Below are 17,426 nucleotides of genomic sequence, written 5' to 3' on the forward strand. Positions count from 1 at the left end.
GTCGACAACCTCCAAGATCCCAGCCGGCGTTCCCACATGACGCCCGCCGAGTTCTACTGATCGACGCAACAGCCCGATCGACGGGTGTCACGGATGCATCTGCACAGAGATTCTCCTGCTGGACGGCGGTTCTTCGCCGCGTTGCGAGCCGGTACCAGTCTCAAGAAGTCCGCCCGGGCGGCTGGGGTTGGGAAGGAAACAGCTCGCCGGTGGACTCGAGAAGCGTTCAACGAGTTGCGCGATGACGGGCTCGACATGGCGCAAGCACAGCGCAGTCTCGGCTTTGTCTCCTCTCTCATGCCGGCCTGGGACGAGGCGCGCCTCGAAGCCGGTGACTACCGCCACCACTGTCGACGACCCGCCGGGACGGAGGCGCTGTTCTGGGCCGCGTTCGATGCCGGCATGACCCCGAGCGTCGCCGCACGCACCCTGGGAGTGGGCCGCTCCACGGCCTACAGGTGGCTGCACCGCCGGTTCCTCGAGCAGCGCGAGGACCAGGTGGGGGTGCGAGCAGCGGCACGAGCCCTGCGCCTGGACGACGGACGGGCCGAGCGGTGGGAGCAGGAGCGACGCCACGGCCTCGCCCGGGCCGAGAGGGCCGCCCGAGCCACCCTCCACGAGGCCGTGACGACCTCGGCACGGCACGCCCAGGCGCTGCTGCAGCCGCGAGCATCCACCGCCACGCAGGCCCGACACGCGCGCTACTGGGACCTCATCGGCCAAGGCCACAGCAACAGCGAGGCTTGCAAGATCATGCGCCTGCACCCGAAGACCGGCCGGAACATCCGAGCCCGCGGCAACCCGTCCGCCCGCCCCCAGGACAGCGTCGGGGCCGGGCGCTACCTGAGCCTGCACGAGAGGTTGCAGATCGCGGACCTGCTCGGCCACGGCGTCACCCTCCGGGCTATCGCCGCCGAGCTCGGCCGGTCCACCTCGACCATCAGCCGCGAGCTGCAAAGGCACCGTGACCAGCACGGTCGCTACAACCCGCACCAGGCCGAGCAGGCCGCCGGACAGCAGCGCCTGCGCCCGCGGCAGTCCAAGCTGGTCCTGGACAGCCGGCTGCGCCAGCTCGTGCAGCGCAAGCTCAACCGGTACTGGTCACCGGAGCAGATCGCCGGCTGGCTACGCACCACACGCCTGCACGACACCGGTTGCACCGTCTGCACCGAGACCATCTACCGGGCGCTCGTCGTCCCCGGCGCCCGCTGCCTGCACGAGCGCTACACAGCGAGGCTGCGCACCGGTCGACGACTCCGACGCGCCCACCACATCACCCGCTCCTTCAAGGACGGCGCGGTCCGGAACATGACCTCCATCCGAGACCGGCCCGAGACGGTCGCAGCCCGCATCGAACCCGGCAACTGGGAGGGCGACCTCATCATCGGGCTCGGCTCGGCCTCGGCGATGATCACGCTGCGAGAGCGCGTGACGCACTACGGAATCATCGTCAACCTGCCCGGCGACCACACCGCACTGACCGTCAACGCCGCACTGCGACAGGTCTTCGACGAGCTCCCGCCGCACCTGACCCGGACCTTGACCTGGGACCAGGGCGTCGAGATGGCACGCCACCAGGAACCCGCCGCAGCGACCGGGCTAAAAATCTACTTCGCCGACCCAAGCAGCCCATGGCAGCGCGGCGCGAACGAGAACTACAACGGCCTGGTCCGGCAGTTCTTCCCCAAGAACACGGACCTGTCCTCACACAGCCACGAGCACGTGACGAACATTACGCGCCTGCTCAACGACCGGCCACGAAAGACCCTCGACTTCCAGACGCCCACGGCCCGGTTCCGCGCCGCTCTCCGAACAGGCTGACCTGCCCAAATAGCCCACCAGCAGCCATCACCAGTACGGTTCACACGGAATAGTTCACTCATTGTTGTTGCGTCGATCATTAAAATTCGCCGCCCGTGTCCCGGTGAGTAGCTCCGGGCGGGTCTGCTGGGACGGCTCTCCGATGGCCAGGCCTTCGTCACACCGCCGACCAGCACGTTCCCGATGGCGGGCCGTCGGTTGCTGGGACGCTTCCTTGGACTCTGCAGGCAACGTGGGAAACCTAGGTGTCTTCGAGGACGAGCGACACGGACAGGCCCGTCGCCAGCCGGGACGCCTGGCGTCGTCGAGCGCTTGCGAACAGGTCGAGCGGAGGAGCGCTGAGTCCCGGGACAGAGATGCGTTTTTGGTGTGACAATTCCAAATAGACTGCATCCGGGGCCTGCACCACGCGCTTCACTTCTCCTGCAAGGAGACGCCGTCGACGGAAGACGCCGACCAGGATGATGGTCCGCCGCGACAGCTTGGCGCCCACCATCCACGCTTGATAGGCACCGACGAGACTCAGCGCTGCCGCAGGCAAGATGGTGGCTGCGGTGCCGAAGATCTGCGGCACCACCACAAGTGGAAGCGCTGCGTAAACGATCGCGCCAGCGACCCGGTAGGGGTAAGGCGCAGTTATGTGCACCGTGCGACTGCTCATCGCAGCGGCGGGGTCCCCTCCTCGCCGGGCGCGACTGGTGAGGCCGTCCACGAGCACACCTCGTCCTCTGCCAGGCGAGCGGAGACGAACTCGTCGAGTGTCACGTGCTGAGGATGCCCGACGTCCGTACGGGACGGACGCCTGATCAGAGGGCTCAGCCTCTTTCTGCCCGTCGTGCCAGGTCACCATCCGCTGCTGAGGGATGACGCGCCTGCCAGGGCTTGGGCTCGTCGGGTGCGCGAGTGCGAAGGCGGACACCCGACGGATCCGATTCCAGGCCGTGGCGGCCCTGCCCCTTGTAGCCTCGCCGGATGCGCAGGAGACCAGTCATCGCGGCTGTGAGCTACTTCCTGGTCGCGTCCGTCTTCTTCGCCGCCGCGTGGGTCCTCGGCCGCGATAACGCGGGACCCCTCGTGGTCGCCATGGCTATCGGCGCCATCGCGTTCCTCACCATGGCGATCGTCAGCGCTCTGGCTGCTTCGCGTTCTCCACGGCAGCCACCGGAAGGCGCCACCTCCGGTTGAGGATCCCTTGCCGGCGTCACCCCGTGGCGGGGCACGCGTCCGCCTCGGCTCCTACAGTGCAGGGATGGACACAGCGGTGGAGGTCTTCCTGCTTCTGACCAGTGACGAAGGCGGCCCGGCGAGTTGGGGCACCCAGACCGGGTGGGCGCTCAGCGCCGCATCGATCGCCGATCTGCTCATCGAGGGACGACTGGTCCTCGAGGACGGAAAGGACCCCCGCGTGCGCGTCGTGGACACGACACCGACCGGCAGCGCGGTGCTCGACCGGGTCATGGTTCGTGCAGCCGAGAAGAACGGTGCTCGACTCTCTACACTCGTGCAGGACCGGAAGCTCAATCCTGAGGACGAGGTCGTGCAAGCACTCAAGGCCGGCGGCGTAGTCGACGTCGTCCCGAGGCGGATGCTCGGCCTCGTTCCAGAGAAGCGCCCCACCCTGGACCCACAACCCGAGCGTGAGATCCGCGATCGGCTCCGCGTCGTCCTGGCCGGCGGGCGCCCCGCGCCGACCGACGCGACGATACTTGCGATCCTCCAGGGCCTGGGGGTGGCGAAGAAGGTGCTCGCCGCGGAATCCATGGGCATGTCGTCGCGTGAGGTGCAGCGCCGGGTGCAGGAGGCCGCCAGCGAGGTCGCCGTCGGGTCGGCGATCAAACGGGCCATCGACAGCATGAACGCGGCCATCCTCACCGCGGTCATCGTGCCGATAGTCGTCTCAGGTGGCAGTTCCTGAGTCCTCACGCACGCCAAGGCATGCTTACAGCACCTCGGCGGAACACGCCTGAACCCCTGAGCACCATTCCCTGTTGGACGGGGAGGGCGCGTACAGCGCCGGCCGTGCCGTCGCCCGGCTCGCGGCCGGTAGCCGATCCCCTGTGGGACGTCCAGACAATTGGCTCTGAGGGCCGCCGCGGCGGCCTCGAGCGCGCCAGTAGCCGGTCGGTTATCGGTCATGGTCCACGTGCTGCTCCACCTCGAACCCTGGCGCAGCGCTCACGTGCACCAGAGAGCCTCACCGCCGTCAGGCCCAAGCGGTCAGGCGTGAGGCAACTCCTTACTGGCAACGCGTTCCCGCCGTCGATAGCTGGAGCGAAACAGCAGCGCCATCACTAGCGTCCACGCTGCAAACACCACGGGGACCGATAGCCACCATGGGACGCCGTAACGCTCGTCGACCGCCGCACCAGCGAAGCAGAGCGCCACGATGACGAGGACGTACGTGTTGATCCACAGCCGCCCCTCGAGGAACCCTTTGTAGGTCCTCGGCCGGTCCCGGAACTCCAGCTCGTAGGCGTTAGGACCGAGGGCCTCCCACACGTCCTGCGCCGCCTCAATCACGTCGTCGTCCTCGTCGCCTCCCAGCCGTCGCACCGTCGTCTGCCACGGTGGCCACGAGCCCCCGGTTTCCGACTCCTCCAGTTGCTGCAGGCGAGACAGCGATGCATCGTCGCGCTCAGCCAAAGCCCAGACCTGAGCTCGCAGCGCTTGGTACTTCTCCGCCACGACGGCGTCGGGTGCTCCACCGAGACGATCTACCCCTGACGAGAGCGAAGGCGGCCGTGCATGCGCCAGCCCCGCCGCGACGAGCGCGTCGGACCGGACCGGAACCTGCCAAGGTCGTCGAGGCGGCACTTCCCGCATGGCACCCAGCCTACGGATCAGCACCTCAGGCCGTAGGCAGAAGGGCGGCCCCGTTGCCGGGGGGCTGTCGCCTCGTCTCGCCGGGGGCGGCCTCGCGGCGTCGTGCCGCTAGGCGATCCCCGGCCGGACACCGCATCCAAGCGGCAACAGCGCCGGATTGCGGGTCGTCGGCCCGCTCTGAGGGCCAGCCGTGTCACTCGGGGGTCGGCTACCGGCGCAGATCGCCCGGGCGGAGGAGTGAATTGCCCGACTGTCGTGCTTGGAGCAAGTTGCCTGAGTCACAATGACCCATGCGCACTGCAGTAGGCGACCCACAGCCGAGGCGGCGCTGGTTGCCTCGGACACTCCTGGCCATCCTGGCTGCAACCGCCCTGGGAACAGTGATCTTCATGACCACCCAAGGGGTTATCGCCTCGGTCCCCTTCATTGCGTGGAACCTCGCGCCGATCGTCGCCATGGCCCTCGCGGTGCCGCTTACCGAGAGGTTCTTCTTTCGGGCGATGTGGGTGATCGCAGCCGGGGTGTTCGTGCTCGTCACCCTCACCACGTGGGCGTTCTTAGACCACATGACCAACGAGTCCTCGACGGACGCGCTGTTGTTCCTCTTCTTTCCGGTCTATGAGTTCCTCATGCTGGGCGTCCTAATAGGCGCGGCCGCGGCGGTACATGCGCTACGTGGCCGCCACCCGAGGGCACAGGCTCCCAGCGCCGCTTGAGGTCTCGGCCGACCATCGACTGCCGGTCAAACCGACCCTACGAGTCGTACAGCGTCTCCTGCAGAGCCGCGCAGCCTGCATTGGCGAACTCATCCTCGTCGACCTGCCGGAGCTCGAGACCCCAGTCCGGGTTCCCGTAGGTGATGGAACCGCGCTGCAGCCCGTCCAGGATGTCCTGCGTCAGGGGCACGGTGATGCTGTTCCACCGGTGGCTGGTGTCGTAGCCGACCACCTCGGCGGTGAAGCCTCCCGTGCCGAGGAGCTCGTTTTCCTGCAGACCCTCCCGGGTAAGGGGAAGGCGCAAGGTGCCCCGAGTGCGTTCGGTCTCCCAGACGTGGTCCGTCCGCGCGTCCGGGTCCCCGTCGGTCTCCACCCCGACCATGTCTGCCGTGCCCCGGCACGTGAGGACTACGGCCTCCAGGTCGCCGGCCTCGTTCCGCGTGATGCCCGTGACACTGCCTGTCTCGGGACTGCAGCCCGACAGCAGCACCATGCCGAGGCACACCAGAAGCATCGGCGCCCGCTTCAGCTCGACCACCCTGGGGTCCCCGCCGGGCTCGATGAGCCGAGCAGTCGCTGCTGCCTCGTCGGTGCTCCCATACCGTCATCGTGCCCTGACGGACGAGCGACGCATCGCCGTTCCGGCAAACATCCCCTCTTGGCGACGACCGTCGTCCAGCGGGGGCCGTCAACCCCGATCCGCTACCGCCGCATGACTGGCTGGTGGGGCACTATCGGCCCATGGTGTCGTTCTTAGCCAACCCCTCGCGTGACGCGGTCACGCCTGAGGGGGCGCTGTGGCACGTCCGGCTCGTGCGCGGCAATGCTTGGCGGGGCTGGCCGGGACAGCGCGAGCTGTTGCAGAAGCGGATCCCGCTGGATCCTGGCGGCATCAACCTCAGGATGGTTCTAGTTGCTTACAGCTTGCCCATCCGGGGCGCGCTGTGGGCCGCGTACCGCCTCCGGCAGCGAACCGACTGGCGCGTCGTCGTGCGCCGGGGCGAAGCAGAGTCGGACAGGGAAGCCGCCCATGAGGAGCGCTTGCCGACGAAGGATGCAGCGGCCGCCCGGGCGATGGAGCTAGTGGTCGCGCTCAGAGAAGGACACTGGAAGCCCCCTTCGCTCGAGTCATGAGGCCGTCCCTGCGCTGCAGCCCCACAGCTTCGCGAACCCCAGCTGCCGATCCCCCGCGGGACGCCGACGTCGGCCGCGTGCTCCCGAGCCGCGCCGCGTCGCCGGTGGACGGCCGAGGACTCGGACTACTCGTTAGGCGTCGACGCCCTTGCAGGGTCCGCTACGCCCAGGCGGTCACGTTCCAGGGCCTCCGCTCGGTAGTGGTTCAGCAGCGCGACCACGCGCCAAGGCGACATGCCGGCAACCCATGCCGGGACATCAACCTCTTCCGGCGCCAGAGAACCCACCTCCTGCAACCGTTCTTGCTCCGGTGAGGTGGGCAGTAGGTAAGTCGACGCCTGCACGAAGTCTCCAGCCCGATTGAGGCGGAAGGGTGCGACCCTCACCCAGGCCGCGTTTCGGCGACCCCAACGGACCCCGTCGCCGTCGAGGCGGACCCGACCGGGGAACAGCACCAGCCAGCCGACCAACAAGGAGAAGAGGCCGGCCGTTCCAAGGCCAACAAGGCCCCAGACCTCCTGCCCTATGCCCTGAAGCCAGAGTCCAGCGAGGACGAAGTACGCGACGTACTTGAAGCCCTGTGCTCTGCGCCACCGGGACAGCTGCCACGTCACGGGTAAGGGCTCGGGAGCTGGAGACATGGGTGTAATCCAACCCGAGGGCTGCTCGCCGACCGGCTCGGATGTCATGACCCTCATGATGTGGCACGGCACCGTCGCTGACAGGGTTTCGGCCAGCGAGGACTGGCCGCGGACCCCCGGCGGGTGCACCGTCGGGCACATGCCTGGAACGGACAGGCGTGCCTTCTGATGGTCAGGTTCGTTGCGCCACGGCCGCAGCGGGATCCTCTGGTGGCCCTGTGCCAACCTGTCGTTGTCGCCCCCGGCGACGAGACCGGGAGCGAGTGCCCGGGAGGGCCGCAACGGGCAAGTGATCAGCGTGCGCGGGGTTGCCGTTCACGCGATAGAGGCTCGGCTCGCACCTATTGGAAGCGTCGGGGGTGACCCCTGGCCCCCACGCACCTGCGTGCCGAAGGGGATTGGCTACCGGTTGATGGCCTGCCCGCGCCGGGCCTGGCGCTCGGGCTCAACCTGCCAGCGGCCGGAGACGTGCGGGTTCGCTGTAGTCGGTCATGGCCCGGCCCAGGAGGGGGACCACCGACGCCGCCAGCAGGCCGCATCCGATCAGGGCGACCACGGGGAACGCGGTCGCGGCGAAGGCACCGATCACGGCGCTGCCTGCGGAGGTGCCCCCGCTGCGGCTCAGCGCGGCGACGCTCAGCACACCGGTCCGCTGCGCCCGGACGACGAGGCTGTGCAGCCCCCCCCGTTACCTTCCCCCCCCTCCCCCAGGGACCGGTTCCCCTTGTCACGTGGCCTGAACACATCCCGAGCCATCGGCCATGACTCGCCCCAATGGCTCAAGTCGCCGCGGTTAGCAGGGATCAGCAGCCGAAGTGACAGCACAAACTGACAGCAACCAAGAGCACTCAGCTCAACTCACCTGGGACCCGATCAGGGTATCTGTGCAGGTCAGAGACTCGGAGACACCTGCTCACACGCGCCAGGGCCGTCTGAAAATCGGAAGGTCGGCGGTTCGACCCCGCCTCTGGCCACACCCCTGACCAGCACGGACACCGCGACGGAGCGGCAGACGTCCGGGCCCGGCATCTAGGCCCGGCCGCAGCGCCAGGCACTGTGCACCCTCGTCAGGACCGCGACCGGTCCGTCTCCCAATCGCCGCCGTCCCGTCGACCCCGTCGGAAGTGCCCGGGTCCCACTTTCGGTGATGTGCGGTCACCTTATGCCTTGACTCGGCAGAAGTCCCCTCCATATGGTCGACGGGCAGGGGGGTCCACGCCGGATGTCGCACGTCGGGGGTTCTCCGATGCTCAACGTCGAGCCATCCGAGAGGTTTGTCCATGCCCATCAGGCACCCACGTCGCGTCGGCCCGGCCGCCGCGCTGATCGCCGCTCCCGCTCTGGTCGCCGCTCTCCTCGTACCCGCGGCAGCCAGTGCGAGCGAGCCCGCACCATCTCCCACCCAGCCCCCGGCCGCGTCGGAGGCGGCGTCGGGACCGACTCCGTCCGACACCGCCACCCCCCGGCCGGGCTCCGCCGAGCCGGCCGAGCCGACCCCGACCGAGTCGCCCGACGCCGGCGACCCGCAGACCGAGCCCGAGGACGTCACCGACCCGCCGAGCCGCGTCAGCGGGCTCGCCGACGACCCGCCCGACCTCGACACGTTCCAGAAGGTCGTCCTCGCGCAGGGCACCGAGATGGGCGAGGTCATGGAGCTCACCGTCGCCCCGGACGGGCGCGTGTTCGTCATCACCCGCGCCGGTGACATCTCGGTCTACGACCCGGAGTCCGGCAACCTCGACATCGTCATGAACAACCCCGAGCTCGGGGTCTGGAGCGGCCTGGAGGACGGCGGGCTCGGCATCACGCTGGACCCCGACTTCGCAACCAACGGCTACGCGTACGTGTACTACGCGCCGCTGCCGGCCGACTACACCAACAACCGGCTCTCGCGGCTGACCGTCACCACCTCCGAGGACGGCGAGACCGACATCGACCCCGCGACCGAGAAGGTCATCCTCGAGGTCGGCACCCAGCGCAACGTCTGCTGCCACTCGGCGGGCTCCCTGCAGTTCGGCGCGGACCGCGTCCTGCACCTGGCCACGGGTGACAACACCAGCTCCTCGGACAACGACGGGTACTCCCCGCACGACGAGCGCCCGGGCCGGTCGGACTACGACGCCCAGAAGTCGTCGGCCAACACCAACGACCTGCGCGGCAAGATCCTGCGGGTCGTCCCGCGCGGCGACGACGACGGCGACGTCGACCCGACGCCCGGCGACGGCATCTCCTACGACATCCCCGACGGCAACCTGTTCGGCGAGGGCGGGCAGTACCCGGAGGCGCTGTACCCCGACGCCGACCCGGACCGCACCCGGCCCGAGATCTACGTGATGGGCCTGCGCAACCCGTACCGCCTGGGCGTGGACGCCGACACCGACACCCTGTACTGGGGCAAGGTCGGTCCCGACTCGCGCGTCAACAACCCCAACCGCGGCCCGCGCCACTTCGAGGAGTTCAACCGCACCGACGTCGCCATGAACGGCGGCTGGCCCTACTGCGGCGGCGAGGTCGGCGACGACCTGACGAACATGGACTTCGGCGGCGCCTATGTGGACTGGGACTTCGTGGCCAACCGGTTCAAGACCAACCCCGACGGCAGCCCCAAGCGCTTCCCGTGCAACGACCCCGACGAGATGGCGGACGTCAACGACTCCCCCAACAGCTCCGGGCTCGAGACCCTGCCCCCGATGACCGACGCCTGGATCCCCTACTCCGACGTCGGCCCGTTCAAGTACCCCGAGGTCGAGGGCTCGACCCCGACCGGCGGCATGGTCTACCGGCAGTCGCAGAACACCGACCCGCACGAGGAGGCGTTCCCCGAGTACTACGAGGGCGTCTACTTCATGTCGGAGATGAGCCGCGGCTGGATCAAGACGGTCCGCATGGCCGAGGACGGCACCATCGAGTCGATCGACGACTTCATGGGCGGCTTCACCGCACCCGGCGACATGGAGTTCGGCCCCGACGGGTCGCTCTACGTGCTGGAGTACGGCAACGGCTTCTTCTCGGGCTCGCCCGCGACCAAGCTGGTCCGCGTCGACTACGCCATCAACGGCCAGGCCCCCGTGGTGCAGGCCTCCGCCGACGTGGACGAGGGCGACGTGCCGCTGCAGGTCGCGTTCTCCAGCGAGGGCACGTCCGACCCCGACGGCGACGCGCTGACCTACGCGTGGGACCTGGACGGGGACGGCGAGACCGACTCCACCGAGCAGAACCCGACCTACACCTACGCCGAGGCCGGTGACTACCAGGCCCGCCTGACCGTCACCGACGCCACGGGCAAGTCCGCGAGCGCGACCGTCCTGGTGACGGCCGGCAACACCCGCCCGCAGGTGACCATGGTCGCCCCGCTGGACGGCGGCTTCTACCGTCCCGGCGACGACATCGACTTCCGGGTCGAGGCCGTCGACGGCGAGGAGGAGGTCGACTGCGACCGCGTGACGGTCCAGGCCGGCCTCGGCCACGACTCGCACGTGCACCCCAACCTGTCGGAGACCGGCTGCGAGGGCACGCTGCGCATGTCCACGGCCGGCAACCACGGTCCCGACGCCAACACCTTCGGCGTCCTGATCGCCAGCTACACCGACGGCGGCGCCAACGACGGGGCGAACGCCCCGCTCACCGGCACCGACTCGATCACCCTGCAGCCCAAGCTGCGCCAGGCCGAGCACTACACGTCCAGCCAGGGCGTGGGCATCACGGGCTACGACGACAAGTCCGGCACCCGTCCCGGCGGCGGCAGCATCGTCACCGGCGTGGGCCAGGGCGACTGGATCATGTGGGACCCGATGAGCCTGTCGGGCATGACGGCCGTCAACGTCACCTACTCCGGTGGCGCCGGCTCCGACGCCGCGGTGCAGGTGCGTGCGGGCGCCCCCGACGGGCCGGTCGTCGCGACCGTCCCGCTGCCGGGCGGCACGCAGGGCCAGTACTTCTACGGCACCGGTCGCGGCGAGATCACCTCGCGTGACGCCGACGCCGGGGGCGAGCCGTTGTACTTCGTGTACACCGGCGGCGGTCAGGTCAACCTCGACCAGATCCGCTTCGAGGGCCGCGGTGTCGCGGCCAACACCGCGCCCGACATCACGTCGGCGACCGCCACGCCCGACGACGGCGCCGCGCCGCTCGAGGTCGACTTCGCAGCCGAGGCGGTCGACCTGGACGACGACGCCATCACCTACGCCTGGGACTTCGGCGTCGCAGGCACCGACGAGGACACGGCCACCGGCGCCACGGCGTCGTGGACCTACACCGAGGCCGGTCGCTACACGGCCACGGTGACCGTCACCGACGCCACGGGCAAGACTGCGTCCCAGGCGGTCGAGGTCCAGGCCCGCGAGGCCTGCGACACCGCTCCCGTGCCCGACGAGGGCTTCGAGCTGCTCTTCGACGGCACCGACACCTCGCAGTGGGAGCAGTCCGGCCCCGGCCGGTTCATCGTCGAGGGCTGCGAGCTCACCTCCGAGGGCGGCCTCGGCCTGTTCTGGTTCACCGGGCAGACCTACGCCGACTTCGAGATGAGGCTGCAGTTCAAGCTGTCCGACGACGGTGACAACTCCGGTGTCTTCGCCCGCTTCCCCGACCCCGGTGACGACCCGTTCGTCGCGGTCGACAACGGGCACGAGATCCAGATCAAGGAGGGCGAGCCCAACGACGAGCCCCAGAAGACCGGGTCGGTCTACAACTTCGACCGCGAGGACGCGCGCAACGCGAACCCCGTGGGCGAGTGGAACGACTACACGGTCCGGGTCGTGGGCCAGACGTACACGATGACGCTCAACGGCGAGGTCGTGAACACCTACACCTCCGACGGGTCCCGCCCGATCGAGGGCTACGTGGGCCTGCAGAACCACGGCGCCAACGACACCGTGTCGTTCCGCGACGTGCAGATCCGCGAGCTCGACGTCGCCGAGCCGTTCGTCAACACCCTCGACGTGACGCCCACCAGCGGCGCCGCGCCGCTGGAGGTCACGCTGAGCGCCGAGGGCGTCGACCGGCAGGGTGACGACATCAGCTACGAGTGGGACTTCGGTGACGGCTCCGACGTCGTCACCGGCGGCGCCGAGGTGACGCACACCTACACCGAGGGCGGCACGTTCACGCCCGAGGTCACCCCCGTCGACGACGAGGGCAACCGGGGCGCCACCCGTTCCGGCGACGCCGTGACCGTGCTCGTCGAACCGACCCCGCGCGCCACGGCGGACCCCCGCTGCGGCGTGCTGCCGCTGGAGGTCACCTTCACCGGCCTGGCCGACGACCCGCAGGGCCAGGACGTCACCTACGCCTGGGACTTCGGCGTCGACGGCACCGACGACGACACCTCGACCGAGCAGGACCCGGTGTTCACCTACACCGCGGCCGGCGAGTACACGGTCACCCTCGTCGTCACCGACCCGGACGGGAACACCGGCGAGCAGACCCTGCGCGTCGAGGTCCTGGCCGACGGCGAGTGCCCGGCCACGGCGGACCTGTCGGAGCTGTTCAACAACGACGGCATCTCCACCGACGCCAACCCCGCCGACGGCAACTTCGACGGCGGCGGCTGGAGCCTGGCCGCGGAGCTGCTGCCCGAGCCCGTGCGCGAGCAGGGCGGCCCGGTCACCATCGACGGCGTCGAGTACGTGTTCGGCAGCCCGGCCGAGGGCGAGCTCAACAACGTCGAGGCCGACGGTCAGACCATCGACCTGCCGGTCGGGTCCTACGACCAGCTGATGGTCCTGGCCACGGCCCACAACGGCGACGTGCAGGCCGACGGCACCCTGACCTACGCCGACGGCACCACGGCGCAGGTGCCGATGCGGTTCACCGACTGGGCGGTCAACCCCAAGTTCGGTGAGCAGATCGCGGTCGACATGCCCTACCGGCACAACTCGGGGGGCAACACCTCGCCGCGGGTCATGCTGTTCACGCAGCCGCTGGCCCTGCGACCGGACTCCGACGTCGCGTCGCTCACGCTGCCCGACGACCCCCGGCTGCACGTGTTCGCCGTGTCCGCGGTGAGCCTGGCGGAGCCGGAGCCGTGCGAGCAGCCCGTCCGCTCCGACACGTTCGACGACGACGAGCTGCTGGACAACTGCCACTGGCAGGTCCGGCGGGCCGACGAGTCGCTGTACGAGGTGTCGGACGGGGCGCTGCGCCTCACGCCCGACTCGGGCGAGTACGCCGACGCGGCGAACATCATCACCCAGGCCGCTCCGGCGGGTCCCTGGACCGTGACGTCGCAGGTGTCGTTCGACCCCGACCAGGAGGGCCAGCAGGCCGGACTGGTCGTGGCCGGGGCCGGTGGCTCCGGGTTCGCCAAGCTGGCGTTCGTCAACAAGGGCAACGGCAACGAGTGGATCGAGTTCCTGAAGTCGACCAGCCCGAGCAACGACAACTTCGACTTCTCGGGCAACTGGCACACCGGGGGCGGCGGCTTCGGCGGCCCGTTCCTGCCCAGGGACTTCCCGACGGAGTTCACGCTCCGGCTGGTGTCCGACGGGACGCTGCTGCGGGGGTACTACTCCCTGGACGGCGAGGAGTTCGTGCAGGTCGGCGACCCGCGCACGCTCGAGGGGATCAGCGCACCGCGGGTCGGCGTCATGGCCGTGCGCGGCGGTGCGAGCGGCACCCCCGAGGCGGCGTTCGACGACTTCCTGTGGGCCGACGAGCAGACCGAGGAGCCCGGCACGCTGACCGTGACCGCCTCGGCCGCCACCAGCTGCGTCGACGACGTGGCCCACGTGACCATGACGGTGGTCAACTCCGGCACGGTCACCGCCGACGTCGTCGTCACCCCGCCGTGGCGCGGGGCCGAGGCGCAGACGGTGCAGGTCGAGGCCGGCGCCGAGGTGGACGTGGTGTTCGACAGCGGGACGAACCGGATGCGTCCGGGCGTGTTCACCGTCGCCGCCACGTCGGAGCAGCCGGTGCTCGAGCCTCAGGATGACCTGGAGGTGAGGTACGTCCGCCTCTACTGCTGAGGCCACCTGAGCACCTGGGTCCCTGAGCACCTGAGCCCGTGGGGTCCCGCCGTCCGGCGGGGCCCCACGGGCGTCTCTATCCTCGACGGCGATGGTCCACAACCCCCGTCGCTTCCCGCCGCCCGCCGACCTGGCCGCGGCCGCGAACGTGACCGCCGAGACCCTGGCCGCGCTGCCGGGGCACCCGCAGGCCTTCTGGGAGCAGCAGGCGCACCGGATCCCCTGGCGCGAGCCGTGGGACACCGTGCACACCTGGGTCCCGCCGGACCCGGACGACCCCACCACGCCGCGGGCGACCTGGTTCGCCGGCGGGCGGCTCAACGCGGCCGAGGTCTGCGTCGACCAGCACGTCACGGCGGGCCGGGGCGAGCACCCGGCACTGCTCTTCGAGGGCGAGAGGGGCGACCGCGAGACCGTCACGTACGCCGAGCTGCAGCGCCGGGTCGCGCAGGCGGCGAACGCGCTGCTGGGGCTGGGCGTCGGCCCCGGCGACCGGGTCGTGGTCTACCTGCCCGTCCTGGTCGAGACCGTCGTGGTCGCGCTGGCCTGCGCCCGGATCGGGGCGGTGCACTCCCTGGTCTTCGGCGGCTTCTCGGCCGAGGCGCTGCGGTTCCGGGTCGAGGACACCGGCGCCGTCGTCGTGGTCACCAGCGACGGGCAGTACCGGCGCGGCGCGGCCGTGGCCGTCAAGCACACCGTCGACGAGGCCGTCGCCGGGCTCGACCACGTGCGCCACGTCCTGGTTGTGCGCCGCACCGGCGAGGAGACCCCGGACGTGCCGTGGACCGACGGGCGCGACGTGTGGTGGCACGACGCGGTCGGCACCGCCGCGACCGAGCACGACGCCCCCGCGCTGGACGCGGAGCACCCGCTGTTCATCACCTACACCTCGGGCACCACCGGGCGACCCAAGGGCGTCGTGCACACCACGGGCGGCTACCTGGTGCAGGCGAGCTGGACGCACTGGGCGGTCTTCGACGCCAAGCCCGACGACGTCTGGTGGTGCACGGCCGACCTGGCCTGGGTCACCGCCCACACCTACGTGCTCTACGGCCCGCTGAGCAACGGGGTCACCGTGGTGCTGGCCGAGGGGTCCCCGGACCACCCGAGCCCGACGCGGCACCCGGAGACCGTCGCCCGGCTCGGCGTCACGGTCTACTACACCGCCCCCACCCTGGTCCGGTCGTTCATGTCGCGCTTCCCCGAGGGGTTCGGCGCCGAGCACGACCTGAGCAGCGTGCGGCTGCTGGGCAGCGTGGGAGAGGCCATCAACCCCGAGGCGTACGTCTGGCTGCACCGCCACGTCGGCGGCGGGCGCGCGCCCCTGGTGGACACCTGGTGGCAGTCGGAGTCCGGTGCCGCGGTCGTCTCGACCCTGCCGGGCGTGCACACCGGCGTGCCCGGGGCGGCCGGGGTCGCCCTGCCCGGCCAGAGCGTCCGCGTGGTCGACGACGAGGGCCGCGACGTGCCGGCCGGCACCAGCGGGCTGCTCACCGTCGGGGGCCGGTGGCCGGCCATGGCCCGCACGGTGTGGGGCGACCACGCCCGCTACCGCGACGCCTACTGGACGCGCTTCGCCGCACGGGGCCTGTTCCTGGCCGGGGACGGGGCCGTGATGGACGACGCCGGCTACGTCCGGGTCCAGGGGCGGGTCGACGACGTCGTCAACGTGTCGGGGCACCGGCTGTCGACGATCGAGATCGAGTCGGCGCTGGTGGCGCACCCGCTGGTCGCCGAGGCCGGCGCCGTCGGGGTGGCGGACCCCCTGACCGGGCAGTGCGTGGCGGTGTTCGTCGTGCCCACCACGCGGCCGGAGGTCGACGACCCCGCCGCCTGGCGCGACGCCGCCGAGGCGGTGCGGGCCGAGCTCGTGGCGCACGTGGCCCGGACCATCGGGGCGGTGGCCAAGCCGGCGCACGTGGTCCTCGTGCCCGACCTGCCCAAGACCCGGTCGGGCAAGATCATGCGCAGGCTGCTCGGCGACGTGCTGACCGGCCGGCCGCTGGGGGACACCACGTCGCTGCAGGACGAGACCGTCGTCCCCGCCATCGAGGCGGTCGTCCGGGGCTGATCCGGCCCGTGCGACCCTGCTCGGCATGGCCCTCCCCCTGGCCGGACGCGCCGAGAACGCGATCCAGGCGACCACCCTGCGGCTGCTGCGCGACGAGGGGACGATGTCGCGGGTCGACCTGACCCACCGGCTGCAGGTGTCCCGGACGACCGTGGCCGCCGAGGTCAACCGGCTCCTGGAGCTCGAGCTGGCGGTCGACGCCGGCCCGGCGGCGTCCCGCGGCGGGCGACGCTCGACCCTGGTCGGGCTGCACCCGGACCTGCGCTTCGTCGGGGTGGACGTGCGGGCCACCGCGCTCGACGTCGCCGTGACCGACGGCCGGCTGGCCGTGCTCGCCCGGCGCTCGGAGGCCGTCGACGTGCGTCGGGGCCCGGAGGAGGTGCTGGCCCGCGCGCTGGAGCTGACCCGGGACCTGCTGGCCGAGCAGCGGGTGCGGCGGCCCAGCGGCGTGGGCATCGGGGTGCCCGGTCCCGTGGACTTCCACGCCGGCGTCCCCGTGGCGCCGCCGATCATGCCGGGCTGGGACGGCTACCCGGTCCGCGACGCCCTGGCCCGCGAGCTGGGCTGCCCGGTGGCGCTGGACAACGACGTCAACCTGATGGCCCTCGGCGAGCAGCAGGGCGGGGTGGCCCGCGGCGCCCGGGACTTCCTGTTCGTCAAGGTGGGGACCGGGATCGGCTGCGGCATCGTCGTGGACGGCCGGCTGTACCGCGGGGCCGACGGCTGCGCCGGCGACATCGGGCACATCCGGGTCCGCGACGACGGCGGCCCCGCGTGCGCCTGCGGCGGGCACGGCTGCCTGGAGGCGGTCTTCGGCGGCACGGCGCTGGCGCGCGAGGCGGTGGCCACGGCCCGCTCCGGCCGCTCGCCCGCCCTGGCCGAGGTGCTCGCGAGCACCGGGGCGCTGACCGCGGCCGACGTCGGGCGCGCGGCCGTGCACGGGGACCCGGCCGCCGTGGCGATGGTCAAGCAGGGCGGTCACGACCTGGGCGTGGTGCTCGCCCACCTGGTCTCGTTCTTCAACCCGCGCCTGCTGGTCATCGGCGGCGGGGTCTCCCAGCTGGGCCACGCCCTGCTGGCCGAGGTCCGCAGCGTCGTCTACCGCCGGCCGCCGCCGCTGGCCACCGGCAACCTGCCGGTCGTGCTGACCGAGCTCGGCGACCTGGCCGGCCTCACCGGGGCGGTCCAGCTCGTCAGCGACCAGGTGTTCAGCCCCGGCCACGAGGCGGTCTGAGCACTTCCGTCATGAATTTGA

At 70.7% G+C, this 17,426-nt stretch carries 13 protein-coding genes and 1 tRNA gene; 9 read left to right on the forward strand and 5 right to left on the reverse strand.

What is annotated here, in order from left to right; all coding sequences use genetic code 11:
• The first annotated feature begins 297 nt into the window (after positions 1-297).
• On the forward strand, positions 298-1,821 hold the full coding sequence (locus tag SJY06_RS00325) for an IS30 family transposase (RefSeq protein ID WP_380163464.1): 1,524 nt from the start codon (positions 298-300) through the stop codon (positions 1,819-1,821).
• 241 nt (positions 1,822-2,062) lie between these two features.
• Here the strand turns inward: SJY06_RS00325 and SJY06_RS00330 are convergent, their stop codons facing one another.
• Complete coding sequence (locus tag SJY06_RS00330; protein ID WP_380163466.1) at positions 2,063-2,395, reverse strand: hypothetical protein; 333 nt, start codon at positions 2,393-2,395, stop codon at positions 2,063-2,065.
• A gap of 425 nt (positions 2,396-2,820) precedes the next feature.
• On the opposite strand from SJY06_RS00330, the gene SJY06_RS00335 reads away from it, so the two are divergent.
• Positions 2,821-3,006 carry a hypothetical protein gene (locus SJY06_RS00335; RefSeq protein WP_380163468.1) on the forward strand — a complete coding sequence of 62 codons (186 nt, stop codon included), beginning with the start codon at positions 2,821-2,823 and terminating at the stop codon, positions 3,004-3,006.
• 64 nt (positions 3,007-3,070) lie between these two features.
• Positions 3,071-3,736, forward strand: coding sequence for a GPP34 family phosphoprotein (locus tag SJY06_RS00340; RefSeq protein ID WP_380163470.1), 666 nt, complete (start codon positions 3,071-3,073; stop codon positions 3,734-3,736).
• Between the two features lie 302 nt (positions 3,737-4,038).
• On the opposite strand, the gene SJY06_RS00345 is transcribed toward SJY06_RS00340, so the two are convergent.
• The gene (locus SJY06_RS00345) at positions 4,039-4,644 is read right to left on the reverse strand and encodes a hypothetical protein (protein ID WP_380163472.1); all 606 of its coding nucleotides are present in this window, start codon (positions 4,642-4,644) and stop codon (positions 4,039-4,041) included.
• 389 nt (positions 4,645-5,033) lie between these two features.
• On the opposite strand from SJY06_RS00345, the gene SJY06_RS00350 reads away from it, so the two are divergent.
• On the forward strand, positions 5,034-5,360 hold the full coding sequence (locus tag SJY06_RS00350) for a hypothetical protein (RefSeq protein WP_380163474.1): 327 nt from the start codon (positions 5,034-5,036) through the stop codon (positions 5,358-5,360).
• 37 nt (positions 5,361-5,397) lie between these two features.
• Here the strand turns inward: SJY06_RS00350 and SJY06_RS00355 are convergent, their stop codons facing one another.
• Positions 5,398-5,898 (reverse strand): hypothetical protein, encoded by a 501-nt coding sequence (locus SJY06_RS00355; protein ID WP_380163476.1) that lies wholly within the window; start codon positions 5,896-5,898, stop codon positions 5,398-5,400.
• 203 nt (positions 5,899-6,101) lie between these two features.
• Here SJY06_RS00355 and SJY06_RS00360 point away from each other — a divergent pair, with 203 nt between their 5' ends.
• Entirely contained in the window at positions 6,102-6,494 is a 393-nt protein-coding gene (locus SJY06_RS00360) for a hypothetical protein (RefSeq protein WP_380163478.1), read from the forward strand.
• A 125-nt stretch (positions 6,495-6,619) separates the two neighbouring features.
• On the opposite strand, the gene SJY06_RS00365 is transcribed toward SJY06_RS00360, so the two are convergent.
• Together SJY06_RS00365 and SJY06_RS00370 are read right to left on the reverse strand one after the other, a co-directional pair.
• Positions 6,620-7,108: a hypothetical protein gene (locus SJY06_RS00365; protein WP_380163480.1), complete on the reverse strand. Its 489-nt coding sequence runs from the start codon at positions 7,106-7,108 to the stop codon at positions 6,620-6,622.
• Positions 7,109-7,580: 472 nt separating this feature from the next.
• The gene (locus SJY06_RS00370) at positions 7,581-7,778 is read right to left on the reverse strand and encodes a hypothetical protein (protein ID WP_380163482.1); all 198 of its coding nucleotides are present in this window, start codon (positions 7,776-7,778) and stop codon (positions 7,581-7,583) included.
• A gap of 246 nt (positions 7,779-8,024) precedes the next feature.
• Between SJY06_RS00370 and SJY06_RS00375 the strand changes: the two genes are divergently transcribed.
• The 4 genes from SJY06_RS00375 to SJY06_RS00390 all read left to right on the forward strand — a co-directional run bounded on the left by SJY06_RS00375 (position 8,025) and on the right by SJY06_RS00390 (position 17,405).
• Positions 8,025-8,109 (forward strand) — tRNA-OTHER (locus SJY06_RS00375).
• Between the two features lie 306 nt (positions 8,110-8,415).
• Complete coding sequence (locus SJY06_RS00380; protein ID WP_380163484.1) at positions 8,416-14,100, forward strand: PKD domain-containing protein; 5,685 nt, start codon at positions 8,416-8,418, stop codon at positions 14,098-14,100.
• 91 nt (positions 14,101-14,191) lie between these two features.
• A complete protein-coding gene (gene acs / locus SJY06_RS00385) occupies positions 14,192-16,171 on the forward strand; it encodes an acetate--CoA ligase (protein WP_380163486.1) in 1,980 nt (659 codons plus the stop codon).
• Between the two features lie 25 nt (positions 16,172-16,196).
• Positions 16,197-17,405, forward strand: coding sequence for an ROK family protein (locus SJY06_RS00390; protein WP_380163488.1), 1,209 nt, complete (start codon positions 16,197-16,199; stop codon positions 17,403-17,405).
• Positions 17,406-17,426: the final 21 nt, after the last annotated feature.

Source organism: Jannaschia sp. R86511 (assembly GCF_042466345.1).
In the GTDB taxonomy this organism is placed as follows: Bacteria; Actinomycetota; Actinomycetes; order Actinomycetales; family JBBAYJ01; genus Aquipuribacter.